The sequence below is a fragment of the Pseudoxanthomonas sp. UTMC 1351 genome (assembly GCF_040948865.1).
GTDB lineage: Bacteria > Pseudomonadota > Gammaproteobacteria > Xanthomonadales > Xanthomonadaceae > Pseudoxanthomonas_A.
This window is the reverse complement of sequence record NZ_JAVGJT010000018.1, coordinates 54,275-81,270: the sequence shown is the minus strand read 5'-3', so window position 1 is coordinate 81,270 and position 26,996 is coordinate 54,275. Positions and strand designations below refer to the sequence as shown.

Genomic DNA, 26,996 nt, shown 5'->3' with positions numbered 1-26,996 from the left:
CCGGGTGTACCATGCCCGCATGACTACAAAACCAACCAAAGGTTCCGGCAAATCCGGCACCGGCAAGACCCCGCCAGGTGCGGGCACCCGCTCCAACCCAAAGAGCAAAGCCGCCAAGCAGGGCAACCCCGGCAAACCTGGAGCGGCGTCCAAATCGAAGCTGCCGCCGTGGATGCCTGATCTGCCCGCCACCAAACCTGTGCGAGGAAACCGCTCTGCCGCACCCCGCGGCGGCGCACCGCGTCAGCCATCGCCACGCGGCGGCGCATTCACCGATCCGTATGCCTCGCGCGAAGCCGAACGCTACGCCGATCCTATCGCCAGCCGTGAGGCAATCCTCGCCACGCTGGAAACTTCCGAAGGCCCGCAGACCGCGGAAGACTTGGCAGCAGAGCTCGAGCTGACCGCGCCCGACCGCTTTGAAGCCTTGAACAAGCGCCTGGGCGCAATGGTGCGCGACGGCCAGCTGGTGCAGAACCGGCGCGGCGGCTTTGCTCCTGTTCAACATACCGACCTGATCGCCGGCGTGGTGATCGCCAATCCGGACGGCTTCGGTTTCCTGCGCCCGGAAGCGGGCGGCGACGATCTGTTCCTGCCGCCGTACGAGATGCGCAAGGTGATGCACGGCGACCGTGCCCTGGCCAACGTCACCGGCGTCGATCGCCGCGGCCGTCGCGAAGGCAGCATCGCGCGCGTCTTGGAGCGTGGGCTGTCGCGCCTGATCGGCCGCTTCAGCTTCGAGGCCGGCATCGCCTATCTGGTGCCGGACGACAAGCGCATACAGCGCAACGTGCAGATTCCGCCGGACGCCACCGGCGGCGCTCGCGATGGCCAGCTGGTGGTCTGCGAGCTGACCATGCCGCCGGATACCCGCCGTCCGCCGATCGGCAAGATCATCGCGGTACTCGGCGACAAGCTGACGCCGTCGCTGGTGGTGGAAGCTGCCATCCATGGCCACGAGATTCCGCATGAATTCCCGCAAGAAGTGCTGGACCAGGCCGCCGCGGTGCCATTGGTAGTCGAGGAAAGCATGATCGGCGGGCGCGTGGATCTGCGCGACCTGCCGCTGGTCACCATCGACGGCGCGGACGCCAAGGATTTCGACGACGCGGTGTACTGCGAAAGCAACCGCCAGGGCTTCCGGGTCAAGAACCGCCAGGGTTATCGACTGGTGGTCGCCATCGCGGATGTCTCGCATTACGTGAAGCCGGGTACGCCGCTGGACGACGAAGCCCAGAAGCGCGCCACGTCGGTGTACTTCCCGGGATTCGTGGTGCCGATGCTGCCGGAGACGCTCTCCAATGGCATCTGCTCGTTGAATCCGCAGGTGGACCGGATGTGCTTCGTCTGCGACATGCAGGTGAACAGCGACGGCGAAGTCGTCCAGTCCAAGTTCTATGAAGCGGTGATGCGCTCGCACGCACGCTTGACCTACGAGCAGGTGTGGAAAGCGGTAGGCGAGAACGACGCCGAAACGCGCGATGCCATCGGCAAGCAGTTGCCGCAGGTCGATCGCCTGTACGAGCTCTATCAACTGCTCGCCAAGGCGCGTGAAAAGCGCGGCGCCATCGAGTTCGAGACCTCGGAAGTGCGCTTCGTGCTGGACAACCGGGGCGAAGTCACCCAGGCCGGCATGATGCCGCGCAACGATGCCCATAAACTGATCGAAGAGTGCATGATCGCGGCGAACGTGGAAGCGGCCAAGTATCTGCTGGCAGCGAATATTCCGGCGCCTTACCGCGTGCATGATCGGCCGCCGGAATCCAAGTACGCCGACCTGCTGGAGTTCCTGAAAGAATTCAAGCTGAGCATGCCGGCATGGAGCAAAGTGCAGCCGCGCGATTTCACCCAGCTGCTGAAGAAGATCCGCGAACGTCCCGATGTGGCGTTGCTGGAGTCCGTGGTGCTGCGCAGCCAGAGCCTGGCCGTCTACACGCCCGACAACATCGGTCACTTCGGCCTGGCGCTGGAATCCTACGCGCACTTCACTTCGCCGATTCGCCGCTATCCCGACCTGCTGGTGCACCGCGCGATCAAGCACGTGTTGGCGGGTGGCAAGCCGCAGAATGCGCCGTATGCGCAACACCAGATGGCGGCACTGGCGCTGCAATGTTCAGAACGCGCACGCCGTGCCGACGAAGCCGAGCGAGAAGTGGACGAACGCTACCGCGCCGCATGGATGGAACAGCACGTCGGCGGCCAGTTCGATGGTGTGATCAGCGGCGTGACGAGCTTCGGACTATTTATCGAACTGGATCAATCGAAGGTCAACGGGCTGGTGCACGTAACCCAGCTGCCGCACGACTACTATCACTTCGATCCTATTCGCAAGACATTATCGGGCGAACGACGCGGCATGCAGTTCCGCTTGGGCGACAGGGTGCGTATCGTGGTGCTTAAAGCCAGCCTTGAGGAACGCAAGATCGACTTCAAGCTGGTGAACGAAAAGGAAGTCGAAGTCGCGGAGCTTCCGCCGCGCGGACAGCCGGTCAAGCGCAAGAAACAGAAGTACTGATACACCCATTCCGTAGGAGCGCCGTCCCGGCGCGAGCTTTTTCTGTCAGATCGCGATAGAAGCGAAGAGCTCGCGGCCGGGAGGCCGCTCCTACAACAATCATTCATCTATTTTTACAAGTTCCCTAATGAGCAAACAAAGCCAATGGATCGTCGGCGTCAACGCAGTGGCCTCCGCCATCGAGAACGATGCCGAGAACGTGCGTGAAGTCCTGGTGGAAGGCGGCAGCAAGAATGCGCGCCTGACCGAAATCGAAGAGAACGCCCGCCGCAAAGGTATCGAGGTGCGCCGGGTTACCGGCCAGGCCTTGGACGGTGTCGGTGGTTCGGTGCGCCACCAGGGCGTGGCCGCTCGCTACGCCGCCGCCAAGACGTGGGACGAGAACGAACTGCAAGGATTGGTGGAGGCTGCCGAAGGCAAGGCGCTGCTGCTGGTGCTCGACGGTGTGCAGGACCCGCATAACTTGGGCGCCTGTTTGCGCAGCGCCGCCGCGGCGGGCGTGACGGCCGTTGTGATTCCCAAGGATAAATCGGCCACGCTCAATGCGACTGTTCGCAAGACTTCGGCGGGCGCGGCGGACCGGATTCCCGTGGTGTCGGTGACCAATCTTTCGCGTTGCCTGCGCGATCTGCAGCAGCTGGGTGTGTGGATATATGGCTTGGCGGGCGAAGCCGACGCTTCGCTGTACTCCATTGACCTGCGCGGCAACGTGGCGCTGGTGTTGGGTGGCGAAGCCGACGGACTGCGCCGGCTGACGCGCGAACACTGCGATGGTTTGGTCAAGATTCCAATGCCCGGCGACATCGAAAGCCTCAATGTCTCGGTCGCTGCTGGTGTCACCCTGTTCGAAGCGGTGCGGCAGCGGCAGTAGCCCAGCGGCGAAGTCGTACTGTCCTTGTGGGAGCGACGTGAGTCGCGACGTTGATATTTCCGGTCGCGACTCACGTCGCTCCCACAAGGACAGCTTCCGTGCGGCTACGCCGACGCTGACCCACGGGACTCTATATGGATATGGTTTCGCTGAGATATCGTTCGTAGATAGATAAGTCGCGGCCAGAAAAGCAGCAGAAAATTACTTCCTCAATACTCGGGTGGCCATGTATTGCCGACCGAGTAGCCGCAACCGCTACGCGAGTGGCGCTGTCAATCGGATAACCATAGACACCGGTGCTGATGGCAGGGAAGGCCAGCGAGCGCAGTCCATGCTGCGCCGCTACTTCGATACTTCGCCGGTAGCACGAAGCCAACAATTCCGGTTCGCCCTGATCGCCGCCACGCCAGACCGGGCCGACCGTGTGGATGACATGTCGCGCCGGCAGGCGATAACCGCGGGTGATCTTGGCGTCGCCCGTTTTGCAGCCGCCGAGTAGCCTGCATTCGGCCAAGAGTTCTGGTCCCGCCGCGCGGTGGATTGCACCATCGACACCGCCTCCGCCCAGTAGCGATGAGTTGGCGGCGTTGACGATGGCGTCCACGCGCAGGGTGGTGATGTCGGCGTGTATGGCGCTCAGTCGGGTGTTCATCGGCGTTTGCGGGTTTGCGGTAAAGCCAAAAAAGCTCGCGGCGGGACGCCGCTCCTACAGAGATTTTGCCGACGGCGATGTTTAAGGATTCGGTGCCGGCCACGCGTTGGCGATCTTGCAAAATAATCGCGCCGTCTGCTCGGCGTCATAAACCGCCGCATGCGCATCTTCGGCGTTCCATTCGAAACCGGCGGCTTGAATGGCGCGCGCCAAGACTGTCTGGCCATAGGCGACGCCAGCGAGGGTGACGGTATCGAACACGCTGAAGGGATGAAAAGGGTTGCGCTTGTGGCCGACGCGTGCGACGGCGGCGTTCAGGAAGTTCAGATCGAAATGGGCGTTATGTCCCACCAGGATGGCGCGTTGGCAACCGTGCTTCTTGAGTGCGACTCGGATAGGCGCGAACACATGATCCAACGCCTCACGCTCCTGCTTGGCGAAGCGGAAGGGATGATCCAGCTGTATGCCCGTCACTTCCAATGACTTCGGATCAATCTCGGTACCCGGTGCGGGGTGCAGGTGTGCGCTGCAGGTTTCGCCCAAGATCAGCAGGCCGTTCTCATCAAGATCGATCGGCACAGCGGCAATTTCCAGCAGCGCATGCCGGTTCCAGTCGAAGCCACCGGTTTCCACGTCCACCACGACAGGCAGATAGCCGCGAAAACGGCGGGCCATCGGCGTCGAGATAGGCGGTACGCTGGGGTCGGTCATGCCGACAAGCGTAGCAGAGCGAGAGCAGCCGGGACGTTCCAACGATGCTCGCGACCGGGCGCGTGCCGGCCGCGACAGTGCTCACGCAATGCGCCGCCGCATGGCCAGCGTCGATAACATCAACCCGGTAGCGACGGCTGCCAGGCCCGGTAGCGGCAGCAGCATGGATAGCGGCAGCCCGAAAGCCACCAGGAAAACACCCCAGCCGAACCTATCGGCGGACGGCAGCAAGGCGTTGCCGCGGCACGAGAACAGCGCATCCACGCTGAGCTTTCCGGCGCCGTGGAAGATCAGCGGCAGCAGCATCGTCAGGTAGATCAGCGGTAGTTTGTAGTTGCCGCCGCCCTGGTTGGTGATCGCGTACCCCTTCGCCAGTTCGGACAGCCCCATCCAGTCCTGGGGCCAATGCACGGCGGCGGTGGCAACGACAGTCAGCACGAACAGCGAGGCAGCGAAGAACCGCGTGCCTAAGCCAAGCAGCAATGCGATCCCGCCGATCAGTTCGAACCAGGTCGCCAATGTCCAGCTGAAACCAGCGGGAATGCGGTCGAATGGAAACGGGAACGCATCCATGATGCTGGGAAACCAGTTCTCGCCACGCAGCTTTTCCCTGCCGGCCTCATAGAATTCCCAAGCCAGTATCAGTCGCAATCCGAGCGGCGCCAACCAACGGCCGATGCCTTCCAACTGGCTGCGGCACTTTGGCCAAAGATGATTCTTGAAATTCATCGCACGCTCGATATTGATGCAGGCAAACTGCGTTGCCAATAAAGAGGCAGGTCGCGGGCAAAAGGATTCGCGTGAGTTGCAGCTACGGCGAGAGTGTGCCCAGCAGCGTGCCTTCCTCGCGCATGCGTTCGAGCATCGCCGCACCTTGTGCGATGAAATCGTCGTCGGCCGCAATGCCGGCTTCTTCGCACAAGCGCTGCAAGACCTGCAGGCCGGTGCAGGCAGCGTCTTCGCCAAGCAGGATCAACAGGCGATAGACCAGCGGCGATAGTTCGGCAAAGCGGACTTGCTGCTTCGCATCGCGACGTACCAGCAGCAACGTGGGTGATTCCGGCGCCGTGGTGGGTTGATGATCGGGGCCGATGTGCGGCACCGGCCAGCGATACGCCAAAGCCCATGCGGTGGGCGAGACGACGGGAACGCCGGCCAGCAGATCGCCCTGGGCGTCGTGCTCAGGCGCTTGGTCGTCGGCCAGCTGCAGCGCCAGTTCCACCCATTCGTAATGCGCCAGTTCTGGCAGCCAGGGTGGATCGTCACTGTCATCTTCGGCGCGTGCTTCCAGGAAACGAATGAATTCGCGCGGAATTTCCGGAAACAACGGCGTACGGCTTCTATGCTGCGCATAGAACGCACGCACCAGTTGCAGCCAGGCGGATTCGCCAAGCGTGGTATGGATGACCGGAAAATTGCCTGCCAGCAGGCCGGCGATATTGTTGAAGAAAAGCTCGCGGTAAATCGTCAACCGCCGCTCTTCGATGTTCGGGGGTGGTGGGTTCGCTGTCGGATCGCGCAGATAGCGCGATAGTACGAACTGTTGCTGGCGCAAGGTGTCAGCCATGAGCCGAACGATTGGCGTCCGATCGCGCCACGGCTTGCAACGTACGGATGCGTTCGACTTCCCCAAGTAGTTCTGTCATTGGCGGGAAGTTGAAGTCCCGTTCCAGCAGCGTCGGATGCACGCCATGCAGGTGATAGGCATGTTCCAGCAGCGACCATACGTCGGATTTGACCGATGCACCGTGGGTGTCGACTTTTAGATCGTCGGCTTCATCGTAGTGGCCGGCGATATGGTAGGAAGCGATGCGGCGAGTGGGCATGCGTGCGAGGAACGCGCGTGCGTCGTAGCCATGGTTGATGGCGTTGACGTAGACGTTGTTGACGTCAAGCAGCAGATCGCAGTCGGCCTCGTCCAATACGGCGTTGACGAAATCCACTTCGTCCATTGCTTGGTAGGGCGCGGCATAGTAGGAGACGTTCTCCACCGCGATGCGCCGGCCCAGTATGTCCTGCACGCGGCGGATGCGCGCGGCGACGTGGTGTACGGCTTCGTCGGTAAAGGGGATCGGCATCAGATCGTAGAGATGGCCGTCGTCGGTGCAGTAGCTCAGGTGTTCGCTGTAGACCTCGACATGGTGCTGGTCAAGGAAGCGGCGGACGCGGGCCAGAAAGGTTTCGTCCAATGGTTCCACGCCGCCTAGCGACAACGACAAACCGTGGCAGGTGAGCGGGTAACGTGCCGTTAGTTCGGTCAGCGCGTGGCCGTACTTGCCGCCGACACCGATCCAGTTCTCCGGTGCGCACTCCAGAAAATCGAACGCATCTGTAGCCGCGTCCTGCAGCGCGCCCAACAGGGCGCGCCGCAGACCGAGGCCGGCACTGGCATTGGCCAGAGAGCCGGACATTTTACTTAAATGCTGCCGCCACACTTGCCTTCGCCGCACTTGCCTTCGGCCGCGGCCTTGCCGCCCGCCGCTGCTTTCTTGTCGGCGCCGCATTTGCCTTCACCGCACTTGCCTTCGTGATGGGCCTTGGCTTCGGCGGCATCGATGAAGCCATCCTTGTTGGTGTCCATGCCGGTGAACTTCTCGCCCTTGCCAGCATGCTTGGCATCGAACTCAGCACGGGATACCTTGCCGTCCTTGTCGGTATCTGCCTTGGCGATTCCGCACTTGCCTTCGCCGCACTTTCCTTCGGCCGACTTGCTGGCACCGCAGCCGCCTTCGGCTTTCTTATCCGTGCCGCTTGCATCCGTTGCTTTCTCATCCGCGGCAGAAGCCGACAGCAGGTATCCCTGCGCCATCGGCTGCATGGCGAAAGCGGAACCGGCTAGAGCGATGCCGCCTGCAAGCAAGGCGAAAGCGACGGGTTTGTGGTGTGACTTGGACATTTGCGGTTCTCCATGGAATGTGCGGTTCGTCCGCACGGGGTGTGGCGCCAGTGTAATCCGGCGGTGGGTAGTAAATCGTTCGCTCAAGATTCGAGGTATTCGCGTGCCAGCACTCGGGCGCGGTGCAGCCGCGATTTTGTGGCTTCCGGGGTCAGGTCCAGGCGCTGGGCGATCTCCTGGATAGTCAATCCTTCCAGGTCGCGCAGCAGAATGATTTCGCGGTAGTGGATTGGCAGCGACTCCAATGCCGCCGCCACGTCATGGCGAAGTTCGACAGGCTCGAAATGGCCCAGTGGCAGGATGTCTTCGGTAATGGCGTCGCCGGTCAGCAAACGCATTCCGCGCTTGAGCCGATTGCACTCGCGTTTGACGATGCGGAACATCCAGGAGGTGAAGGATTCCGCCACCCGCAGGTCGCCGATGCGGCGGGAGACCAGCATCATGCATTCCTGGACGGCATCTTCTGCATCGTTGACGACGCAGTGATATTCCGCATAGCGGCGCAGGTTCTGGCGAGAGGAGGTCAGGACGCGCTGCAGTGCAGCAATGTCGCCATCGCGCGCCGCAAGAATATCGTCGGTAGCGGTATGTGATGCGGTATTCATTCCCCTCTCCTGGTAAAAGAGCATGGCGCGTCTGCGCTGTGCCTGCCAGTACCAAAGAGAGGGGGCAGGGGCGAAAGGATTCGCCGCCGCCGTTTCCGGTTAAGCCGTATTCATGCTGAAACGCTGATCGGATCGCCCGGCGAGATCATCTGATCAACGTTCGTGATCAGATCGTTGAGACCAGAGCTTCGTGGTTGGATCGCGTTAGTCAGATCGCGTTGGTCAGACCGCGCCGGTCGTGCTGGTTTCGTCCCGCTTGTCGCGCGGCGGCAGCGGCTGGTCGCCATGAACCAGGAACCAGACATTTTCGGCGATGTTGGTCGCGTGGTCGCCGATGCGCTCCAGATTCTTGGCCATGAACAGCAGGTGCGTGCAGGGGGTGATATTGCGCGGATCTTCCATCATGTAGGTCAGCAGCTCGCGGAACAGCCCGGTGTAATGGGCATCGAGTTCCGCGTCGCGTTCGCGCACCTGCAAGGCGTGGGCGGCGTCGCCGTTCTGATAGGCGAAGAGCACATCGCGGACCTGGCGTGCCGCCAGTTTTCCCAGTGCCCGCAGGCCCAGGATCTGCGGCATGGGCGGCGAGACATTCAGCGCGATGGAGCGCTTGGCCACATTCGCTGCGTAATCGCCGATACGTTCGATGTCCGCCGGGATACGAAGTGCGGCCAGTATTTCGCGTAGGTCGCGCGCCAAGGGGCCACGCAGGGCCAGCTGCATGACGTCGTGGCTGATCGTGCGCTCCATGCCGTCGATGGCTTCATCGTTGGCGATGATGCGCTGCGCGGCGCGGTCGTCGCGTCGCTCCACCACGTCAAGGGCCGCTTCCAACTGCGCGACAGCGGTTTCGCCCATTCGCACGATTTCGCCCGCCAGCCGGCGCTGCTCTTCGTCGTAGCTCTTAACGATGTGGTCGTGCGGGTGGGTGCTCATAGGAATGCCGGAAATGGTGAATGGAGAATAGGGAATGGAAGGCGGTGTCGGGAAGGAGCGAGGGTTCGATTCCCCATTCTCCATTCCCGATTTCCGGCTTCACCCGAAGCGACCGGTGATGTAATCCTCGGTCTGTTGCTTGCTGGGCTTGGAGAAGATGGTGGACGTCGCGTCGTGTTCGATCAGCTCGCCCAGATACATGAAGGCGGTGTAGTCGGAAACGCGCGCGGCCTGCTGCATGTTGTGGGTGACGATGGCGATGGTGTAGTCGTTCTTCAGGTCTTCGATCAGGTTTTCGATCTTGCTGGTCGAAATGGGATCCAGCGCCGAGGTGGGTTCGTCCAACAGGATCACGTCTGGACGCAGCGCGATGGCGCGTGCGATGCACAGGCGCTGCTGCTGGCCGCCGGACAGGCCCAATGCGCTTTGCTTCAGTTTGTCCTTGGCCTCGTCCCACAGCGCTGCCTGGCGCAGCGCCTGCTCGACGCGCACTTCCATGTCGGCCTTGGACAGCCGCTCGTGGTGGCGGATGCCGTAGGCGACGTTTTCAAAGATGGTCATCGGAAACGGCACCGGCTTCTGGAACACCATGCCGACCTTGCTGCGCAGGCGGTTCATCGGATACTTCGGATCCAGGATGTTCTGGCCATCCAGCAGCACCTGTCCGCGCGCTTCCAACTTCGGGTATAGCGCGTAGATGCGGTTGAAGATGCGCAGCAGCGTGGACTTGCCGCAGCCGGAGGGACCGATCAGCGCGGTAACACGCTTCTCCGGAATCTCAAGATTGATGTCCTTCAGCGCTTGGTAGTCGCCGTAGTAGAAGTTCAGGTCGCGTGCGGCGAGCTTGACCGGGGCCTTTTCGGCCGACTGGATGCGCTCGGTTGTCGCGAGATTCAGGCGTGCGTCGTTCATGGCCGGGGTCCGGGCTGCGATGGGGTGGGTGAGGTCATTCATGAGTGATCTTGTTCCGCAGGACGATGGCGCGGGCGAGCAGGCTGACGACCAGCACGAACATGGTCAGGATGAAAGCACCGGCCCAGGCCAGCGTGTGCCAGTTCTCGTACGGGCTCATGGCGTATTGGAAGATCACCACCGGCACATTGGCCATGGGCGAGAATACATCCGTGGTCCAGTACTGGTTGTTCAGGGCGGTGAACAGCAACGGTGCGGTTTCGCCGCTGATGCGCGCCAACGCCAGCAGGATGCCGGTGACGATGCCGGGCAGCGAGGAGCGATACAGCACCTGCACGATCACCTTCCACTGCGGCACGCCCAGCGACAGCGCGGCCTCGCGCATCTGCGAAGGCACCAGGCGAAGCATTTCATCCGTGGTGCGCACCACCACCGGCAACACGATGAAGGCGAGGGCGATGGCGCCGGCCAATGCGGAGAAGTGGCCCATCTGCGCCACCACCAGTGTGTAGACGAACAAGCCCAGCACAATGGAAGGTGCCGACAACAGGATGTCGTTGACGAAACGTACTGCTTCGCCGATCCAGCTCTTTTGCGAGTATTCGGCCAGGAAGGTACCGGCCAGCACCCCGACAGGGGCGCCAATGGCAATGCCGAGCAAGCTCATCACGATGCTGCCGAAGAACGCGTTGAGCATGCCGCCGCTGTCGCCGGGTGGCGGCGTCATCTGAGTGAATAGCGCCAGGTTCAACGAACCCAGGCCTTTGCTGAGGGTGGTCCACATGATCCAGACCAGCCAGAACAAGCCGAAGATGGTGGCCAGGATGGCCAACACTTGGGCTGCGATGTTCTTTGCACGGCGGACGCCGTAGAGCGAGGCGCTCATCAGTTGCCCTCCCGCTTGGAAAGTTGGCGCAGCATCAGGCGCGCGATCGCCAGGACCACGAAGGTCACCAGGAACAACACAAAGCCCAGCGCGATCAGCGAGGACAGATACATCGGCGAATCAGCCTCGGCAAATTCGTTGGCGATGGTGGCGGCAATTGAGTTGCCCGGTTCCAGCAGCGATGTCGTCAGGCTGTGCGCATTGCCCAGCACGAAGGTCACCGCCATGGTTTCGCCCAGGGCGCGGCCCAGGCCCAGGAAGATGCCGCCGATCACTGCCGAGCGGGTGTAAGGCAGCACGACATCCCAGACCACTTCCCAGCGCGTGGAGCCCAGCGCGTAAGCGGATTCCTTGAGTCGCCCCGGTACGGTCAGGAAGACCTCGCGCATCACCGAGGAGATGAAGGGAATGACCATGATGGCCAGCACCAGGCCAGCGGTTCCCATACCCAGGCCCAACGGCGGACCGGAGAAGAACATGCCGACGAGCGGTAGCTGGCCCATGTTTTCGTCCATCCACGGATAGACATGTTCGGCCAGGAACGGAACCAGGATAAACAGGCCCCACATGCCGTAGATGATCGAGGGGATGCCCGCCAGCAGTTCAATCGCAGCGCCAATCGGGCCGCGCAGCCACTTGGGCGAAATCTCGGTGAGGAACATCGCGATGCCGAAGCTGATCGGCACGGCGATCAGCATCGCAATGAAAGCGGTGACCAACGTGCCGTAGATCGGCACCAACGCGCCAAAATCCTGCAGTACCGGGTCCCAGGCATCGCGCCACAGGAATTCCAGGCCGAATTTTTCGAAAGCGGCGCGGCCGCCCCACAGCATGGAAAACGCGGCGGCGGCTAGCGATAGCAGCACCAGCAGGCCGGCACCGGTGACCAGCCAGCGGAAGCCGTTGTCGGCACGGGTGTCTTTGGTATCGCGGTCGGAGATTTTTGCTACCGGAAGTGTTGCAGCATTCATCGCAGGGCCAATGACCGATTCGTGAGAGAAGCCGACCCTATGCGACGCCGCGCGTTGGGCCGAGGAATGCATAAGAACCTGTTCAAAGTCTTGATGCGCTCCGCCACGCGCCACATGGCGGCGCTAGCGACAGACTTTGAACAGGTTCCAAGCGCCGGCGATCATCATCGCCGGCGCTTCATTTCAGGGCGATTACAGTTTGAATTCAGAAGCCCAGTAGGCTTCGACTTGATCGACCAGTGGCTTGGGCAACGGCACGAAATGCAGTTCGTTGGCCTGGGCCTGGCCGTTCTCCAGCGCCCACTTGAAGAAGTTCAGCGCATCTTTCGAACGCTTGGCATCCTTCGGCTGCTTGTACATCAGGATGAAGTTGGTCGCAGCGATCGGCCAGGCATCGGCGCCGCCAGCATTGGTGATGATCAGGCTGAAATCCTTGGCGTTGGTCCAATCCGCAGTGGCCGCGGCCGCCTGGAAGCTCTCGGCGCTGGGCTGCACCCAACTGCCGGCCGCGTTCTGCATGCTGGTGTAGGACATGCCGTTCTGGGTGGCGTACGCCAGCTCGACGTAGCCTACCGATCCCTTGATCTGCTTCACGTACGCCGCGACGCCCTCGTTACCCTTGCCGCCCACGCCGGTGGGCCAGTTGACCGAGGTGCCTTCGCCGACCTTGGTCTTCCACTCCGGGCTGATCTTGGCCAGGTAGTTGACGAAGTTGAACGTGGTACCCGAGCCGTCGGAGCGGTGCACGACAGTGATCTTGCTGTCGGGCAACGTCACGCCAGGGTTGGTCGCGGCGATGGCGGGGTCGTTCCACTTGGCAACCTTGCCCAGGAAAATGTCGGCGACCAGCGGACCCGTCAGGCGCAGCTTGCCGGGTTCGACGCCTTCCAGATTGACCACCGGCACCACGCCGCCGATGGCGGAGGGGAACTGGCCCAGGCCAGCTTCGGCGAGTTCTTCCGGCGTCAGGGGTTTGTCGGACGAACCGAAATCGACCGTCCCGGCCTTGATCTGGGCAATGCCGCCGCCGGAACCGATCGATTGGTAGTTGATCTTGGCGCCGGTGCTCTTGTTGTAGTCGGCCGACCAGCGCGACAGCAGCGGGTAAATGAACGTCGCGCCCGCGCCGGTGATCTCGGCGGTAATGCGCTCGCCAGCGGCCGGAGCCGTAGCAGCATTCGAGTCCTTGCCTGGCAGCGGAGCATCCGTGGAAGGTTTGCAGCCTGCCACGAAGGCGGTGGCGGCGAAGGCGAGCAGTGCAATATGAACCGGTCTGGCGGCTGACATGGCGATTCCCATAGGAATAAGGCGGGGTATCCCTATGAAATGATGTTTTTGTTACAGCGTGATGACATCATGTCTCATGGTTGGTTGCGACGTAATGAGACATTGATGCGCCAATGCTAGTCGGCCAAAAAAAAAGCGGACCCGTGAGGGTCCGCTTACAAGGTACAGCGGAGAAGTGGACCCCGCCCGCCATGGGAGGGAGAGAAGCGGACAGGATCCGGTTGGATCAAACGATTGGATCAGTACTGGTAGTTCTGCTTCCAATAAGTTTCGATCTGTGCCACCAACGGATCCGGCAGCGGCACATAATCCAGCGACTTGGCCTGGGCGTCGCCATTGGCGTAGGCCCAGCGGAAGAACTCCTTGGCGGCCTTGGCGCGCTCGACGTTCTTCGGCTTCTTGTACATGATGATGAAGTTGGTGGCGGCGACCGGCCAGGAGTTCTCGCCCGGGGCATTGGTCATGATCAGGTAGAAGTCCTTGCTCTTGCCCCAGTCGGCGCTGGCGGCCGCGGCCTGGAAGGTTTCATCGCTGGGCAGTACGAAGTTGCCGGCGGCGTTCTTCATGCGGGCATACGACATTTTGTTCTGCAGCGCATAGGACAGTTCGACATAGCCAATGCCGCCCTTGATCTGCTTGACGTAAGCGGCGACGCCTTCGTTGCCCTTGCCGCCGACGCCGGCCGGCCAGCTGACCGAGGTGCCTTCGCCCACTTTGCTCTTCCATTCCGGGCTGACCTTGGACAGGTAGTTGACCCAGTTGAAGGTGGTGCCCGAGCCGTCGGAACGATGGACCACCGTGATCTTCATGGCCGGCAACTGCACGCCGCCGTTGAGTTCGGTGATGCGCGGATCGTTCCACATCTTGATCTTGCCCAGGAAGATGTCGGCCATCAGCGGGCCGTCGAACTTCATGGCGCCGGCCGGTACTCCGGCGATGTTGACCACCGGCACCACGCCGCCGATGGCGGAGGGGAACTGGCCCAGGCCGAACTTGGCCAGCTCTTCTGGCTTCATCGGAGCATCGGACGAGCCGAAATCGACCGTGCCGGCCTTGATCTGCGCAATGCCGCCGCCCGAGCCGATCGACTGGTAGTTGATCTTGTTGCCGGTGGCACTGTTGTAGTCGGCCGACCACTTGGACAGCAGTGGGTAGATAAACGTGGCGCCTGCGCCGGTGATGTCGGCGGCGATCACGCCGGTCGAGAGCGTAGCGGCGAACGTCAGCACCGCAACGCGGGACTTGAGTGATTTGAACAAGGTGGCTGCTCCTCAGAGGAATAGGAATAACAACGGCACGGAATGCCCGTTGGTGTGCATTGCACGACGTTTATGTGACGTTTGTGTGTCGGTCAGACGACTTCCAGATGACGGGGCGCGAGCGGTTCCTGCGCGAAGGCGCACCGCTATTCAGGCGCCCGGCCTTTGTTTAGTGGTTTCTTTCCTGCTCTACAGCGGAGTTGTGCAGGGCGTGGAGCGTTAGGAGCTTCTCTCTCGCATCCTTTCTCGCGTCTCATGGCCCCTGCTGTCTGGAAGTCGAATGGCGCATCCAGGCGAGGGCGACGGCAAATTCCTACCAATAAGAATCTCGATCAGTAAGAAGCCTGAAATCTCAGAGCTTCACACTTGCGCAGGGCGTCCGTGTCGGATACCGCAGTGGGATTGTCACATTGCCGTCATGAAACTCACATGTGGCTGTCAAATTTCGTCCTCATCCTTAGCGCATCTTTGACAAGCGCTTAATGGTTTTCTACGAAGAAAGCGCCTCCAAAGTCCCGCGTTAACCACGTATCCACCTATTGGAGAGTTCCATCATGCGTTATTCCATCCTGGCCGCCGCGCTTGCCGTCGCCATGGGCAGCACCAGCTTCACCGCCACGGCGCAAAACCGCGATGCGGAACTCGCAGAACTTAAGGCGCAGCTGGCTGCGTTGCAGGCCAAAGTGGTCGAACTGGAAGAGCGTACCGATGCGCAATCCGACATCAACGTCGGCACCCAGGAAAGCCTGGACAAGATGACCACCAGCATGCCGAAGGTGGAAACCAAGGGCGGTATCAAGATCACCTCGGCCGACAAGAAATTCGAAGCCTCCGTTGGCGGCCGCATCCATTTCGACACCTACGCCTTCGACCGCGATTTGGCCGACGTCACCGGCACCACCGAGTTCCGTCGTGCCCGCTTGACGCTGGCGGGCAAGGCGTTGGGCTGGGAATACAAGATGGAGCAGGATTTCGCCGGCGGCAGCAACCTGGATGGCATGCGCGATATGTACATCGCCAAAAGCGCACTGGGCGGCAAGTTCACCATCGGCCACTTCAAGCCGTACCGTTCGATGGAAGAGCTGACCAGCTCCAACGAAATCACCATGATGGAACGTCCGTTCGCCTCGGCCACCGGCATCTATAACGGCCGTCAGTTCCAGCAGGGCGTGGGCTACCTGACCGCTGGCAACAACTACACGTTCGGCGCAGCCGCATTCAATCTGCGCGGTGCTTCCGGTTCGCGCAATGAAGGTACTGGCGCTTCGGCTCGCTTCACCTATGCGCCGATCAACAACGACGACAGCACGCTGCACTTCGGCGTTTCCGCCAGCACCGAGAACGCCAACAAGGGTTCGGCCAACATGACGGCGGTAGCGAACTATGCCGGACGTCGCGGTCCCTCGCAGACACTCGCCACGACCACCGGTGCCAGCGGCGACTCCATCGATACGGTAGGCCTGGAATTCGCGGGTGCGTTTGGCCCAGCCTATTTCCAGTCTGAGTTCGCGCGTGCCAAGTACGGCCGTCCGATCGGCGGGGACCAGGACGTGGAAACGTTCTACGTGATGGGCAGCTGGATGCTGACCGGTCAGCACAAGCCTTACAAGTCGGCTACCGGCGTGTTCGGAAGCCCGAAGCTGGGTGACGGCGGTGCTTGGGAATTGACCGCGCGCTACGACACTATTGAGAACAAGGAAATCGCCGATATGAAGGCGACTGCCGCGACGCTGGGTTTGAACTACTACGTCAATTCCAACGTACGTTTCATGTTCAACTACACCCGTGGCGAAAACGACTTCACCGGCGACGAGACCGGCCAGTACGCGCTTCGCACACAGCTGAGCTTCTGATCGCTTACGCTTAGCTGAGAATCGAATGCCCCGGCGTGGTTGGCCGGGGCATTTTCATTTCAGCTTCGAAAGACCTTGACCCTGGCTCTTGTCGGCGGCGGCAGACAGTGGATGCTGCGTCAGGCAATTGTCTTGTCGGGAAACCGACAGATATCGCGAATCACGCACTGCGGGCAGTCCGGCTTGCGCGCTTTGCAGACATAGCGGCCGTGCAGGATCAGCCAATGATGCGCATCCTGTTTGAACTCGTCCGGCACCACCTTCAGTAATTTATCTTCCACCGCGCGAACGTCCTTGCCCGGCGCCAGGCCGGTGCGGTTGGATACACGGAAGATATGCGTGTCCACCGCGATGGTCGGTTCGCCGAACGCGGTGTTCAGCACAACGTTCGCGGTCTTGCGTCCGACGCCGGGCAGGGCTTCCAGGGCCTCGCGCGAGCGGGGGACTTCACCGCCATGCTGTTCGACGAGCATGCGGCAGGCAGCGATCACGTTCTTGGCCTTCGCGTTGAACAAGCCTATGGTCGAGATGTAGCGCTTCAATTCCTCTTCGCCGAGAGCAAGTATCTTTTCCGGTGTGTTGGCGACCGGAAACAGTCGGCGGGTCGCCTTGTTGACGCCTACATCGGTCGCTTGCGCCGACAAGATCACCGCCACCAGCAATTCGAAGGGTGTGGAGTACGTCAGTTCCGTCGTTGGCTTGGGATTGAGTTCGGAAAGGCGCGAGAACAGCTCGCGAATTTCTTCCCTTGTCAGCGTCTTGCTGCGCCTGGTCTTTACCGTCATCGGTTGCGTTCCGCCGCCTTGGCTTTGGCGCGTGCCAGGATGGCCGCGGCGCTGGGTGGCAGCGCGGACTTTTCTTTTTCTGCTGGCGCTGACGCGCGCCGCGCGTCTCGCTCCGCAGCAACGCGTGCCAGCCGTGCTTGCCGCGCACGGTAACGATCACGCGCCGCCCACGCGCGGCTCAGGCGCTGCTGCGCTTCCATGATCGGTGCGCACAACGACATATAACCCGCCACGTCCCGTTCGCAAGCCGCGCAAGGACGGAAGCGCATCAGGCCCGCTTCGATAGCGGCATCCACGTCGTCGCTTTGCAACAAGCGCAGCAAAGCCTGTGGCGACGGACCGGACTGGCAACTATGCATATGAATATGCATAGGCACCCCAGTCGCGGTAGTTCTCGGTATTGCGGTTCAATTCAACGTCCAGCGAATTCGGGTTTACGACGTTCCAGGAAGGCGCGAGTGCCTTCGCGCATGTCGTCGGTGGCGAACATGAGCCCGAATTGAGCCGACTCATACTGCAGTCCCTCTTCGATGCCGCATTCGCCTCCCACATTGATGATGTCCAACGTCCCGCGTAGCGCCAACGGCGCGGCACTGGCTAGTTGGTCGGTCACTCTCTGGGTTTCTGCTTCGAGCTCCGCGGCTGCTACCACTCTATTGACGATGCCTAGCTGCAGTGCCCGTTCGGCCGTGATCGGCACACCGAGCAGGCACAGTTCCAATGCCGCGGCACGGCCCGCCAGCCGCAGTAGCCGCTGGCTGCCCCCAAAACCAGGTATCAGGCCCAGGTTGATTTCGGGTTGGCCGATCTTGGCGCTGTCGGCTGCGATCCGCAGGTGGCAGGCCATGGCCAGCTCCAGCCCGCCGCCCAGCGCGAATCCGTTGATCATGCCGACCACGGGTTTGGGCAAGGTTTCGATACGGCGCATCAGGCGCTGGCCGCGCAGCGAAAAGTCACGGCCTTCGGTAGGCCGAAGATCCGCCATTTCGGCAATGTCCGCACCGGCAACGAAAGCTTTCTGACCGGCACCCGTCAATACCACCACCCGCACCGCTACGTCGTCTGCGGCCTGTTCGAACGCCTGCGACAAGGCGTCCAGGGTGGCGGCGTTCAATGCGTTCAGCTTCTCGGGGCGGTTGACGGTAATGCGGCGAACGGCGCCTTGATCGGAAATGGCGACAGGGGTATCGGACATGAGGGAATCTCGGGGACTTGTAAATATTAAGTAAAAGGGAACTCTTCCACACAGCCCGCGGTCGCAAGAACCGGTCGTGCAGTAGCGGTTAAGCGCTTCGACGGCTATCCTAGCGCGTCATTCCAGGCGGTATGTCCGCCACCACCCGGAGAATCGTTTGATGAAGTTGCGTTCGTTAGTGGTCGCTGTTGCGGCATTCGCCATGGCCGGCAGCGCCTTGGCTCAGGACACCACGTCCGAGAAAGGCAAGCTGAGTTATTACTTCGGCTACGACTATGGCAATAACCTCGCCGAACTGACTGGCCGAGGCGAGCAACTCGACATCAACACGGTGATCAAGGGTTTGCAGGATGCGTATGGCAAAAAGCAGCCTGCGCTGACAGCCGACCAGTTGCGTCCGGCGCTGGAAGCTTTCCAGAAGCGTGAGCAGGCTCGCGCCCAGAAGGCCAAGGCCGATTACGACAAGGTCGCCGCCGAGAACAAAACCAAGAGCGATCAGTTCCTGGCTCAGAACAAGGCCAAGGCCGGCGTGCAGACGCTGCCCAGCGGCGTGCAGTACCGCGTGATCGAGGCCGGCAATGGCGCCAAACCGACCCAGGCCAGCACGGTCGAGCTGGAAGTTGCCGGTCCGTTCCCCTTCGGCCAGCGTCCGGCCGAAGCGCGTCCTGCCCAGCAGATGAAGGACCTGAAGGTCAGCGCGGTCGAAATGGCGGCCATGCGCGAAACCTTGCTGCAGATGCCAGCCGGTTCCAAGTGGGAAATCGCCCTGCCGCCGGATAAGGCATACGGTGCCGACCCGCGGACCGGTTTCCCGCCCAACCTGGCGGTGGTGTTTGAAATCAAGCTGATCAGCGTCAAGTGACGCAACGGCGCGGGCGCAAAGCGCCCGCCTTTGCCGTTGCGTCATCCCCGCGCAGGCGGGGATCAAGAGCCTTTGCCGTTGCGTCATCCCCGCGCAGGCGGGGATCAAGAGCCTTTGCCGTTGCGTCATCCCCGCGCAGGCGGGGATCAAGAGCCTTTGCCGTAGCGTCATCCCCGCGCAGGCGGGGATCAAGAGCCTTTGCCGTAGCGTCATCCCCGCGCAGGCGGGGATCAAGAGCCTTTGCCGTAGCGTCATCCCCGCGCAGGCGGGGATCAAGAGCCTTTGCCGTAGCGTCATCCCCGCGCAGGCGGGGATCTAGAGCCTTTAGCCGTTGTGCGTCACCCCCGCGAAGGCGGGAAGCGCTTTTTAACCGCCGGATGGCGGGTCATCCAATGGCTTTCAGCAGCTTCAACCATTGCGCCGGCCTAGTGCCGGCGCAATGCTTTAGGGGAGACCGTATCCATGGCGTTGCGCGTGCCCCCCGCAGGTGTAAGAGTCCATGAATAGTGCCTTCCGCGCTGTGCTCAGCCCGTGCACTGGCGTCTGTACGCTGGGAAACGACGGGTTGTGCGAAGGTTGTTTGCGCACGACTTCAGAGATTGCACGCTGGTCGCAAATGAATGATGACGAACGCCTGCGTTTGATGGAAACGGTTCTGCCGGCCCGCGAATTCGCGCGGGCGCCGTTTGTGATGGAGCTTTCCGAGGCTTCCGCCTTGCGAAAAGCGCTGTACCCGCTCAACGCCACGCCGATGGGCCTTGGCTGGAACCATAAAGAGTTGGCCGATCTGCTGCCGCCGGGCGACCCGGCTGAGGCGGCGGTGCTGGTGGGTCTGGTCCCGCGCCCGACAGGTACGCATGTGCTGCTGACCCGACGCACCGACAGCCTGCGCCACCATGCGGGACAGGTGAGCTTTCCCGGTGGGCGCGTGGAGCCCAGCGACGCTGACGTGGTGGCGGCTGCGCTGCGCGAAAGCCATGAGGAAATCGCCCTGGCGCCGACGCAGGCCGCACCATTGGGTTTTCTGGATCCTTTTACGACTATCAGCGGTTTCCGTGTTACTCCGGTCGTGGCTGCTATCGATCCGACATACGTCGCCAAGCCGCAGCCGGGTGAGGTCGCGGATGTGTTCGAAGTAGCGCTGCAGTACCTGATGTCACCCGACAATCTGCGCCAAGTGGACATGGAGTACCGCGGCCGCCGACGTGTGGTGCTGGAATACGATTGGCCGGGTCAGCGCATATGGGGAGCGACGGCGGCCATTCTGTTCAACCTGAGGCAACGTCTGGAGAGCTCGTTATGAATTGGACGACCTTGGTAACCACCACCGATTTTTTAGCGGCTTTGAGCGACGATGAGCTGCGAATCGTCGATGCGCGTTTCGTGCTGACCGATCCCGACGCGGGGCGGGAGGGCTACGCACAATCGCATCTTCCGGGTGCGGTATACGCAGACCTCAACAATGATCTTTCCGATCTGGGGAGGCAGGGCGCAGGCCGCCACCCTTTGCCGGATGACATCGCGTTCGCCAGCAGACTCGGCGAGAGGGGCATCGGTCCTGAACACCAGGTGGTGGTCTACGACGCTGGCGACGGCAGCATGGCTGCCGCACGTTTCTGGTGGATGCTGAGGCTGTTGGGGCATTCGCGTGTTGCGGTACTGGATGGCGGGCTGGCGGCGTGGCGTGAACAAGGGTTGCCGGAGACCAGCGCCGTTCCCGACATCGATCCGGTGCCGAGCTACCCGGCACGGTTCAACTGGCATCGCGTCGCGACGGCCGACGAAGTCCGCGAGCGGTTGGACGAAGACAGCGGCTGGCTGTTCGATGCGCGCGCCGCGGAACGATTCCGCGGTGATGTCGAACCTATTGATCCGGTGGCAGGCCACATACCAGGCGCGATCAATCGTCCGTACGCCGAAAACCTCCGGAGCCGCCGGTTCAAATCTTCGGAAAAAGTGCGGGAAGAGTTGGTCCCGATGCTGGCTGGCCGCGATCCTTCCGATACGGTGCTGATGTGTGGATCAGGCGTCACCGCTTGTCATCTGCTGCTCGCGTTCGAACATGCGGGACTGCACGGCGCGAAGATCTACGCCGGCTCATGGAGCGGCTGGATCAGCGATCCGTCGCGTCCGATCGCACAAGGCGACTAGCAAACTTGACGTGTAGGAGCGACGTGAGTCGCGATAAAGCTTTCCCAAGAACGCTTCATCGCGACTCACGTCGCTCCTACAGCGGGACGAAGTCGAACGGCTGCAACCACCTTCATTGGAACATCCATGCTTTTGTAGGAGCGCCGTCTCGGCGCGAGCTCTTTGCTTCTATCGCAATCTGACAGGAAGAGCTCGCGGCCGGAGGCCGCTCCTACAAGGACGTCTGTTCCGCCTTAAGCTCCCGGCCGGATCGGCTGAGTGGCATCCGTGCCCACCACGGTATGCCAGGTCCGGATGCGCCATTGCGTGACCAGTCCATTCTTGACGTAAGGATCCGCTTTTGCGAAAGCCTCGGGGATCGCCGGCGAATCGCATTGGAAAAGCAGCAACGCGCCATCCAGCGGGTCGTCCATGGCGCCAGCCAGGATCAGTTCGCCGCGTGCATGCGCCTCCCATGCGAGCTTCAGGTGCTCCGCACGAAACTCAGCACGCCGGGTTGGATAATCGGGTGAGCAGTCGTAAATCATGACGTAGTGCATTCTGATGTTCTCCGCCGTTACTCGTGACAGGCAATCGCTGACACCCGCCGCTATTTCTTGAGTTTGGCCACTAGTGCCTGCAACGCCGCCTGCGTATCCGGTGCGTGCCACGCATCGATGAAGCGATCCAGTTGGATGAGGTCGGGGCTCATCGCTTCCACCAGATCCCGGCGCGCGATGGCGCGCGTCTGCAGCATGGGGTGGTGGGGCAGACGGATCAGATCCTGCAGCCAAGTTACGGCGCGGGTAGCAACGTCGGGTTGGTCCACCAGTTCATCCACCAGCCCGATTTCCAAGGCGCGCTCAGCCGGTACCATTTCGCCAGCCACCAACAAACGCTCGGCGCGATAGGTGCCCACCACACGGCGCAGCAGGCGCTGGATGCCTTCAGGAACCACCAAGCCCACTTGGGTTTCATTGAGCCCGATGGCGAACGGACGCGCCGGGTCGACGCTGCGCGCCATGATCCGGTAGTCGCAGCACAGCGCCAGCACGCAACCGCCGGCCGGCGCATGACCGGCCATGGCAGCAACCACCGGAATTCGTGATTCCGCCAAGGTGCGGGCGGCGCCGAAGAAGGCTTGCCAGCTGTCCATCAGCGCATGACGATCCTCACCCACCGACATGAGGTACGGCACATCCATGCCCGCGGAAAAGATCTTCTCGTTACCCGAGAGCACGATACCGAGCACGCCTTCGCCCATCGCCGAATTCAAAGCCGCGATCAGCGCGCGGCACAGCTCGGTATTGAGCGCGTTGACCGGTGGCCGGGCCAGTCTGATTTCCCGGATGTCGCCATGGGCGACGATCTCGATAAGGTCGGTCATTTACCTTCTCCGTATTCGGGGACGGATATCATAGGGCCATGAGCCGCCATCCCGCCCGTCACCTTCTCGCCGCCACGCTGTTGCTGGCCCCTTTGTCGCTGAGCATTTCCGCATCAGCCCATGCCGCCGACTGCCTGCCCAAGGCCGGGCAGGGCTGGATACGGCTACCGCCGATGGCGATGCCGATGATGGCCGGCTTCGTGCGGATCGAAAACCCATGCGCCCAAGCGGCAGTGATCGTTTCGGCGGAAAGCCTTTCCTTCGGCGAGGTGACCGTCCACGAAACGCGCGAAGTCGATGGCGTCAACAAGATGCGCGAAGTAGAGCAGCTGCGCATCGAGCCAGGCAAAGCGGTCGAGTTGAAACCCGGCGGCATGCACCTGATGCTCTATCGCCCGTACGAGGCGCTGAAGGAAGGCGACGAAGCGGTGATCGCTTTGAAGTTGCAGGACGGGCGATCGATTCCGGTCACGTTTACGGTCCGCAAGCCCAAACCCTGAAACTCACGCACGGTCGTAAAAAGCGATCAAACCCTTGGACGCGGATCAACGCAGATAAACACGGATAAAAACATTTTTCTTATTCGTGTTTATCTGCGTTGATCCGTGTCTAAAGGTTTAGGTTTCCGATCGCGACTACGTCGCTCCTGCGTGTCATTGATACCTCTTCAAACGGAAGCGGCGCGAATCGCTTCCGGCAACCGCGCGCTGTGGCCGGTCTGGGTGTCCATCCACACCACCACCACATTGCCATCCGAATACAGCACGGTTTCGTCGCTCGCCGATACGATGCGGTGGCCGATGGTCACGCTGGTGGTGCCCAGGCGATCCACGTAGAGCTCAACGGCGACGTCGTTCGGCCAGGTCAGCGGACGCTTGTAGTTGATGTTGTTGGCGGCCACCACCGGCGCAATCCGATCGGTCATCGACACGCCGGGCACGGTCAACATCCAGCGCACGCGTGCTTCTTCCAGGTAGGAAATGAACTTGGCGTTGTTGACGTGGCCCATGCTGTCCATGTCGCGCCAGCGCACGCTGATCGGAATGCGCGCCAGGAGCTTGCGTGACGGGATCGTAGCGTCAGTAGCGGGACTCATCGTGCGGCCTTCTTCTTGGTGGCGGACTTCCTGGGCGGAAGCACGTCGGGTTTGGCGATGGCCGCCGGTTTGCTGGCCTTGGCTACTTTAGATGCCGGCAGCAGCTTGGCGAGGAATTGACCGGTATGCGAATCGGGATGCGCCGCGATGTCTTCGGGCGTGCCCGTGGCCAGTATCCGGCCGCCGCGGTGGCCGCCTTCCGGCCCCAGATCCACCACCCAGTCGGCGGTCTTGATGACGTCCAGATTGTGTTCGATCACCACGATGGTATTGCCGTCGTCGCGCAACTTGTGCAGCACGGCGAGCAGGTGCTCGATGTCGTGGAAGTGCAGGCCGGTGGTGGGCTCGTCCAGGATATAGAGCGTGCGGCCGGTGTCGCGGCGGGACAATTCTTTCGATAGTTTGACGCGCTGCGCTTCGCCGCCGGACAGCGTGGTCGCGCTCTGGCCCAGCTTGATGTAGCTCAGGCCAACGTCCATCAGCGTTTCCAGCTTGCGGGCAATGCTGGGCACCGGCTCGAACAACTTCAGCGCATCCTCGACGGTCATTTCCAGCACATCGTTGATGTTGAAACCCTTGTACAGAATCTCAAGCGTCTCGCGGTTGTAGCGCTTACCGTGGCACACATCGCAAGGCACGTACACGTCCGGCAGGAAGTGCATCTCCACCTTGATCAGGCCGTCGCCCTGGCAGGCCTCGCAGCGGCCGCCACGCACGTTGAAGCTGAAGCGGCCCGGCGAGTAGCCACGCGCACGCGATTCCGGCACCTGCGCAAACAGTTCGCGCAACGGGGTGAACAGCCCCGTATAGGTCGCTGGATTGGAGCGCGGAGTGCGGCCGATCGGCGACTGATCGATATCGACTACCTTGTCGAACAGGTCCAATCCCTTCACTTCGCGGTACGGCGCTGGCTTGTGCGAAGAGCCGTTGATCTCGTTGGCGGCCAGCGCATACAGCGTGTCGTTGATCAGCGTCGACTTGCCAGAGCCGGACACGCCGGTGATGCAGGTGAACAGGCCGGATGAAATCTCTAGGTCGACATCTTTCAGATTGTTGCCGCTGGCGCCACGCAGATGCAGCGACATCTTCGGATTCGGCTTGTGCCGTACCTTCGGAACCTCGATCTGGCGTTTGCCGGACAGGTATTGGCCGGTTAACGAGCGCGGCGCTTTCAGGATGTCGTCCAACTGGCCTTCGCCCACGATTTCGCCGCCGTGCACCCCGGCACCCGGACCGATGTCCAGGATGTAGTCGGCCGCGCGGATCGCATCTTCATCGTGTTCCACCACGATCACCGTGTTGCCCAGATCGCGCAGACGCGTCAGCGTACCCAACAGACGTTCGTTGTCGCGCTGATGCAGGCCGATGCTGGGCTCGTCCAGCACGTACATCACGCCGACCAATCCGGCACCGATTTGCGACGCCAGGCGGATGCGCTGGGCTTCACCGCCCGACAACGTGTCGGCCTTGCGTTCCAGTGTCAGGTAATCCAGGCCGACATCGACCAGGAAGCCCAGGCGTTCGGCGATTTCCTTGACGATCTTGGCCGCGATCTCGCCGCGCCAGCCCGGCAACGACAGCTCCCGGAAGAATTTCAGTGCTTCGTCCACCGGCAGCACGACCAAGTCAGGCAGCGGGCGCTCGGAGACGAAGACGTTGCGTGCGGCCTTGTTGAGACGGGCGCCGCCGCAGGTTGGGCAGGGTTGCTCACTGATGTACTTCGCCAGTTCCTCGCGCACCGCCGACGACTCGGTTTCGCGATAGCGCCGCTCCAGGTTCGGCACGATGCCTTCGAACTTGTGCTTGCGCTGTGTGCGGCCACCGGATTCGGTGAGATAGGTGAAAGTGAGGATCTCGCTGCCGCTGCCGTACAACACCGCCTGCTGGACGTTCTCCGGCAAAGACTGCCACGGGGCATCCACATCGAAGCGGTAGTGCTTGGCCAGTGAAGCGATCAGCTGAAAGTAGTAGGCGTTGCGCCGGTCCCATCCGCGCACCGCGCCCGCGGACAACGACAGTTCCGGATGCACGACCACGCGGCCGGGATCGAAGAACTGCGCCACGCCCAAGCCATCGCAGGTGGGGCAGGCGCCGACCGGCGAGTTGAACGAAAACAAGCGGGGTTCCAGTTCCGGCAGCGAATAATCGCAAACCGGGCAGCTGTATTTGGACGAGAACAGCAGCGGCGCGACGGTGGCGTCATCGAGCGATTGCACCGACGCCATGCCATCACCCAGTTTCAGCGCGGTCTCGAAACTTTCGGCCAGGCGCTGCTTGATGTCTTCGCGCGGTTTGAAGCGGTCGATCACCGCTTCGATGGTGTGCTTCTGACGCAACGCCAGCGGCGGAACGGCATCGATCTCGTATAGCTCACCGTCCACCCGCACGCGCACGAATCCCTGCGCGCGCAGCTGATCGAACACTTGTGCGTGTTCGCCCTTGCGTTCGCGGATCACCGGCGCCAGCAGCATGTAGCGCTGTTCGCGGCTTTCATCGGAAGCGCCCAGTGCCAGCACTTGGTCGACCATCTGACTGACGGTTTGCGCTTCCAGCGGATAACTATGGTCGGGGCAGCGCGGCAAACCGACCCGCGCGTACAGCAGGCGCAGGTAGTCGTAAATTTCCGTGATGGTGCCGACGGTGGAACGCGGGTTGTGCGAGGTCGATTTCTGTTCGATCGAAATCGCCGGCGATAGGCCTTCGATGTGGTCGACATCGGGCTTTTCCATCACCGACAAGAATTGCCGCGCGTAAGCCGACAGCGATTCGACATAACGGCGCTGGCCTTCGGCATAGATGGTGTCGAACGCCAGGGACGATTTGCCGGATCCGGACAGACCGGTGATCACGATCAGCTTGTCGCGCGGCAGGTCGAGATCGATGTTCTTCAGGTTGTGCGTACGAGCGCCGCGAATGCGGATGAAATCCATAGCCATCGGGTGGGGGTCCGGAAAGCGAACAAGGAAGCGTAGCGGTCTCCCGATCTGGGGGCAAATACCGGATTTACCAGCAAGTGTGGACCGCCGCGGTCAGCGCCGGCTAGGAAAGATCAGCGGGGCGCAGGCGCCCTCCCGGCGGGGCGTGAACGTTGGGGCGGCAGGCCAGGCGACCGCCGCGTTTTTGGCCTGGGCGCGGCTCCTCTCCCGCTCCGCGATCCCGAGCCCGGCCTTCGGTCAAAGGCTGAACGGAG

26 protein-coding genes and 1 pseudogene are annotated in these 26,996 nt (G+C 61.8%); 7 read left to right on the top strand and 20 right to left on the bottom strand.

Annotation, left to right across the window (positions count from 1 at the left end; genetic code table 11):
* Nucleotides 1-19 precede the first annotated feature (19 nt).
* Together rnr and rlmB are read left to right on the top strand one after the other, a co-directional pair.
* On the top strand, nt 20-2,515 hold the full coding sequence (gene rnr, locus AB6O04_RS13365) for a ribonuclease R (RefSeq protein WP_368564506.1): 2,496 nt from the start codon (nt 20-22) through the stop codon (nt 2,513-2,515).
* A gap of 127 nt (nt 2,516-2,642) precedes the next feature.
* Nucleotides 2,643-3,386: a 23S rRNA (guanosine(2251)-2'-O)-methyltransferase RlmB gene (gene rlmB / locus AB6O04_RS13360; RefSeq protein WP_368564505.1), complete on the top strand. Its 744-nt coding sequence runs from the start codon at nt 2,643-2,645 to the stop codon at nt 3,384-3,386.
* 130 nt (nt 3,387-3,516) lie between these two features.
* Here the strand turns inward: rlmB and AB6O04_RS13355 are convergent, their stop codons facing one another.
* The 13 genes and pseudogenes from AB6O04_RS13355 to pstS (AB6O04_RS13295) form a co-directional block, all read right to left on the bottom strand.
* Entirely contained in the window at nt 3,517-4,038 is a 522-nt protein-coding gene (locus AB6O04_RS13355; protein WP_368564504.1) for an O-acetyl-ADP-ribose deacetylase, read from the bottom strand.
* Nucleotides 4,039-4,119: 81 nt separating this feature from the next.
* On the bottom strand, nt 4,120-4,749 hold the full coding sequence (rnt, locus tag AB6O04_RS13350) for a ribonuclease T (RefSeq protein WP_368564503.1): 630 nt from the start codon (nt 4,747-4,749) through the stop codon (nt 4,120-4,122).
* Between the two features lie 81 nt (nt 4,750-4,830).
* Nucleotides 4,831-5,478: a DoxX family protein gene (locus AB6O04_RS13345; protein ID WP_368564502.1), complete on the bottom strand. Its 648-nt coding sequence runs from the start codon at nt 5,476-5,478 to the stop codon at nt 4,831-4,833.
* A gap of 82 nt (nt 5,479-5,560) precedes the next feature.
* A complete protein-coding gene (locus tag AB6O04_RS13340; protein WP_368564501.1) occupies nt 5,561-6,316 on the bottom strand; it encodes a DUF2063 domain-containing protein in 756 nt (251 codons plus the stop codon).
* Entirely contained in the window at nt 6,309-7,160 is an 852-nt protein-coding gene (locus AB6O04_RS13335; RefSeq protein ID WP_368564500.1) for a DUF692 domain-containing protein, read from the bottom strand. Before AB6O04_RS13335 ends, AB6O04_RS13340 begins: the two co-directional genes overlap by 8 nt.
* Nucleotides 7,161-7,165: 5 nt before the next feature.
* Nucleotides 7,166-7,645, bottom strand: coding sequence for a hypothetical protein (locus tag AB6O04_RS13330; RefSeq protein ID WP_368564499.1), 480 nt, complete (start codon nt 7,643-7,645; stop codon nt 7,166-7,168).
* Between the two features lie 83 nt (nt 7,646-7,728).
* The gene (locus tag AB6O04_RS13325) at nt 7,729-8,250 is read right to left on the bottom strand and encodes an RNA polymerase sigma factor (RefSeq protein ID WP_368564498.1); all 522 of its coding nucleotides are present in this window, start codon (nt 8,248-8,250) and stop codon (nt 7,729-7,731) included.
* A gap of 222 nt (nt 8,251-8,472) precedes the next feature.
* Complete coding sequence (phoU, locus tag AB6O04_RS13320) at nt 8,473-9,183, bottom strand: phosphate signaling complex protein PhoU (protein WP_368564497.1); 711 nt, start codon at nt 9,181-9,183, stop codon at nt 8,473-8,475.
* Nucleotides 9,184-9,282: 99 nt separating this feature from the next.
* Nucleotides 9,283-10,095, bottom strand: coding sequence for a phosphate ABC transporter ATP-binding protein PstB (gene pstB, locus AB6O04_RS13315; RefSeq protein ID WP_368564496.1), 813 nt, complete (start codon nt 10,093-10,095; stop codon nt 9,283-9,285).
* A 34-nt stretch (nt 10,096-10,129) separates the two neighbouring features.
* Nucleotides 10,130-10,981 carry a phosphate ABC transporter permease PstA gene (pstA, locus tag AB6O04_RS13310; protein WP_368564494.1) on the bottom strand — a complete coding sequence of 284 codons (852 nt, stop codon included), beginning with the start codon at nt 10,979-10,981 and terminating at the stop codon, nt 10,130-10,132.
* Nucleotides 10,981-11,952, bottom strand: a complete 972-nt coding sequence (pstC, locus tag AB6O04_RS13305) for a phosphate ABC transporter permease subunit PstC (protein ID WP_368564493.1) — start codon at nt 11,950-11,952, stop codon at nt 10,981-10,983. Before pstC ends, pstA begins: the two co-directional genes overlap by 1 nt.
* Nucleotides 11,953-12,144: 192 nt before the next feature.
* Nucleotides 12,145-13,113: pseudogene (pstS, locus tag AB6O04_RS13300) on the bottom strand (phosphate ABC transporter substrate-binding protein PstS); the annotation flags it as partial.
* A 365-nt stretch (nt 13,114-13,478) separates the two neighbouring features.
* Nucleotides 13,479-14,498 (bottom strand): phosphate ABC transporter substrate-binding protein PstS, encoded by a 1,020-nt coding sequence (gene pstS / locus AB6O04_RS13295; RefSeq protein ID WP_368564491.1) that lies wholly within the window; start codon nt 14,496-14,498, stop codon nt 13,479-13,481.
* Between the two features lie 554 nt (nt 14,499-15,052).
* Between pstS (AB6O04_RS13295) and AB6O04_RS13290 the strand changes: the two genes are divergently transcribed.
* Nucleotides 15,053-16,351 (top strand): OprO/OprP family phosphate-selective porin, encoded by a 1,299-nt coding sequence (locus AB6O04_RS13290; RefSeq protein ID WP_368564490.1) that lies wholly within the window; start codon nt 15,053-15,055, stop codon nt 16,349-16,351.
* 119 nt (nt 16,352-16,470) lie between these two features.
* Here the strand turns inward: AB6O04_RS13290 and nth are convergent, their stop codons facing one another.
* Genes nth through AB6O04_RS13275 form a run of 3 tightly spaced genes read right to left on the bottom strand, consistent with a single transcriptional unit; the run spans nt 16,471 to nt 18,331 of the window.
* Nucleotides 16,471-17,136, bottom strand: coding sequence for an endonuclease III (gene nth / locus AB6O04_RS13285; protein WP_368564489.1), 666 nt, complete (start codon nt 17,134-17,136; stop codon nt 16,471-16,473).
* Entirely contained in the window at nt 17,133-17,495 is a 363-nt protein-coding gene (locus AB6O04_RS13280; protein ID WP_368564488.1) for a hypothetical protein, read from the bottom strand. Before AB6O04_RS13280 ends, nth begins: the two co-directional genes overlap by 4 nt.
* A gap of 53 nt (nt 17,496-17,548) precedes the next feature.
* Nucleotides 17,549-18,331: an enoyl-CoA hydratase/isomerase family protein gene (locus tag AB6O04_RS13275; RefSeq protein WP_368564487.1), complete on the bottom strand. Its 783-nt coding sequence runs from the start codon at nt 18,329-18,331 to the stop codon at nt 17,549-17,551.
* A gap of 160 nt (nt 18,332-18,491) precedes the next feature.
* On the opposite strand from AB6O04_RS13275, the gene AB6O04_RS13270 reads away from it, so the two are divergent.
* The 3 genes from AB6O04_RS13270 to AB6O04_RS13260 all read left to right on the top strand — a co-directional run bounded on the left by AB6O04_RS13270 (nt 18,492) and on the right by AB6O04_RS13260 (nt 21,344).
* The gene (locus AB6O04_RS13270; protein ID WP_368564486.1) at nt 18,492-19,193 is read left to right on the top strand and encodes an FKBP-type peptidyl-prolyl cis-trans isomerase N-terminal domain-containing protein; all 702 of its coding nucleotides are present in this window, start codon (nt 18,492-18,494) and stop codon (nt 19,191-19,193) included.
* A 499-nt stretch (nt 19,194-19,692) separates the two neighbouring features.
* On the top strand, nt 19,693-20,496 hold the full coding sequence (locus AB6O04_RS13265; RefSeq protein ID WP_368564485.1) for a CoA pyrophosphatase: 804 nt from the start codon (nt 19,693-19,695) through the stop codon (nt 20,494-20,496).
* Nucleotides 20,493-21,344, top strand: coding sequence for a sulfurtransferase (locus AB6O04_RS13260; protein WP_368564483.1), 852 nt, complete (start codon nt 20,493-20,495; stop codon nt 21,342-21,344). The genes AB6O04_RS13265 and AB6O04_RS13260 overlap by 4 nt, the downstream gene beginning before the upstream one ends.
* 233 nt (nt 21,345-21,577) lie before the next feature.
* On the opposite strand, the gene AB6O04_RS13255 is transcribed toward AB6O04_RS13260, so the two are convergent.
* Together AB6O04_RS13255 and AB6O04_RS13250 are read right to left on the bottom strand one after the other, a co-directional pair.
* Nucleotides 21,578-21,883 carry a YciI-like protein gene (locus tag AB6O04_RS13255; protein WP_368564482.1) on the bottom strand — a complete coding sequence of 102 codons (306 nt, stop codon included), beginning with the start codon at nt 21,881-21,883 and terminating at the stop codon, nt 21,578-21,580.
* A 50-nt stretch (nt 21,884-21,933) separates the two neighbouring features.
* Entirely contained in the window at nt 21,934-22,710 is a 777-nt protein-coding gene (locus AB6O04_RS13250; protein WP_368564481.1) for an enoyl-CoA hydratase/isomerase family protein, read from the bottom strand.
* Nucleotides 22,711-22,748: 38 nt separating this feature from the next.
* Between AB6O04_RS13250 and AB6O04_RS13245 the strand changes: the two genes are divergently transcribed.
* Entirely contained in the window at nt 22,749-23,210 is a 462-nt protein-coding gene (locus AB6O04_RS13245; RefSeq protein ID WP_368564480.1) for a copper chaperone PCu(A)C, read from the top strand.
* Between the two features lie 167 nt (nt 23,211-23,377).
* Here the strand turns inward: AB6O04_RS13245 and AB6O04_RS13240 are convergent, their stop codons facing one another.
* Together AB6O04_RS13240 and uvrA are read right to left on the bottom strand one after the other, a co-directional pair.
* Nucleotides 23,378-23,782 carry an acyl-CoA thioesterase gene (locus AB6O04_RS13240; protein WP_368564609.1) on the bottom strand — a complete coding sequence of 135 codons (405 nt, stop codon included), beginning with the start codon at nt 23,780-23,782 and terminating at the stop codon, nt 23,378-23,380.
* A 20-nt stretch (nt 23,783-23,802) separates the two neighbouring features.
* Nucleotides 23,803-26,742, bottom strand: coding sequence for an excinuclease ABC subunit UvrA (gene uvrA / locus AB6O04_RS13235; protein WP_368564478.1), 2,940 nt, complete (start codon nt 26,740-26,742; stop codon nt 23,803-23,805).
* Between the last annotated feature and the right edge of the window lie 254 nt (nt 26,743-26,996).

Coding starts and splice junctions, on each gene's coding strand:
- AB6O04_RS13245 (WP_368564480.1), top strand. CDS start 22,749: ATGAGCCGCCATCCCGCCCGTCACCTTCTCGCCGCCACGCTGTTGCTG.
- AB6O04_RS13345 (WP_368564502.1), bottom strand. CDS start 5,478: ATGAATTTCAAGAATCATCTTTGGCCAAAGTGCCGCAGCCAGTTGGAA.
- rnt (WP_368564503.1), bottom strand. CDS start 4,749: ATGACCGACCCCAGCGTACCGCCTATCTCGACGCCGATGGCCCGCCGT.
- AB6O04_RS13340 (WP_368564501.1), bottom strand. CDS start 6,316: ATGGCTGACACCTTGCGCCAGCAACAGTTCGTACTATCGCGCTATCTG.
- AB6O04_RS13260 (WP_368564483.1), top strand. CDS start 20,493: ATGAATTGGACGACCTTGGTAACCACCACCGATTTTTTAGCGGCTTTG.
- AB6O04_RS13275 (WP_368564487.1), bottom strand. CDS start 18,331: ATGTCCGATACCCCTGTCGCCATTTCCGATCAAGGCGCCGTTCGCCGC.
- uvrA (WP_368564478.1), bottom strand. CDS start 26,742: ATGGCTATGGATTTCATCCGCATTCGCGGCGCTCGTACGCACAACCTG.
- nth (WP_368564489.1), bottom strand. CDS start 17,136: ATGACGGTAAAGACCAGGCGCAGCAAGACGCTGACAAGGGAAGAAATT.
- AB6O04_RS13325 (WP_368564498.1), bottom strand. CDS start 8,250: ATGAATACCGCATCACATACCGCTACCGACGATATTCTTGCGGCGCGC.
- AB6O04_RS13280 (WP_368564488.1), bottom strand. CDS start 17,495: ATGCATAGTTGCCAGTCCGGTCCGTCGCCACAGGCTTTGCTGCGCTTG.
- AB6O04_RS13270 (WP_368564486.1), top strand. CDS start 18,492: ATGAAGTTGCGTTCGTTAGTGGTCGCTGTTGCGGCATTCGCCATGGCC.
- AB6O04_RS13335 (WP_368564500.1), bottom strand. CDS start 7,160: ATGTCCGGCTCTCTGGCCAATGCCAGTGCCGGCCTCGGTCTGCGGCGC.
- pstA (WP_368564494.1), bottom strand. CDS start 10,981: ATGAGCGCCTCGCTCTACGGCGTCCGCCGTGCAAAGAACATCGCAGCC.
- AB6O04_RS13355 (WP_368564504.1), bottom strand. CDS start 4,038: ATGAACACCCGACTGAGCGCCATACACGCCGACATCACCACCCTGCGC.
- rnr (WP_368564506.1), top strand. CDS start 20: ATGACTACAAAACCAACCAAAGGTTCCGGCAAATCCGGCACCGGCAAG.
- AB6O04_RS13255 (WP_368564482.1), bottom strand. CDS start 21,883: ATGCACTACGTCATGATTTACGACTGCTCACCCGATTATCCAACCCGG.
- AB6O04_RS13290 (WP_368564490.1), top strand. CDS start 15,053: ATGCGTTATTCCATCCTGGCCGCCGCGCTTGCCGTCGCCATGGGCAGC.
- pstC (WP_368564493.1), bottom strand. CDS start 11,952: ATGAATGCTGCAACACTTCCGGTAGCAAAAATCTCCGACCGCGATACC.
- AB6O04_RS13330 (WP_368564499.1), bottom strand. CDS start 7,645: ATGTCCAAGTCACACCACAAACCCGTCGCTTTCGCCTTGCTTGCAGGC.
- phoU (WP_368564497.1), bottom strand. CDS start 9,183: ATGAGCACCCACCCGCACGACCACATCGTTAAGAGCTACGACGAAGAG.
- pstB (WP_368564496.1), bottom strand. CDS start 10,095: ATGAACGACGCACGCCTGAATCTCGCGACAACCGAGCGCATCCAGTCG.
- AB6O04_RS13250 (WP_368564481.1), bottom strand. CDS start 22,710: ATGACCGACCTTATCGAGATCGTCGCCCATGGCGACATCCGGGAAATC.
- AB6O04_RS13265 (WP_368564485.1), top strand. CDS start 19,693: ATGAATAGTGCCTTCCGCGCTGTGCTCAGCCCGTGCACTGGCGTCTGT.
- rlmB (WP_368564505.1), top strand. CDS start 2,643: ATGAGCAAACAAAGCCAATGGATCGTCGGCGTCAACGCAGTGGCCTCC.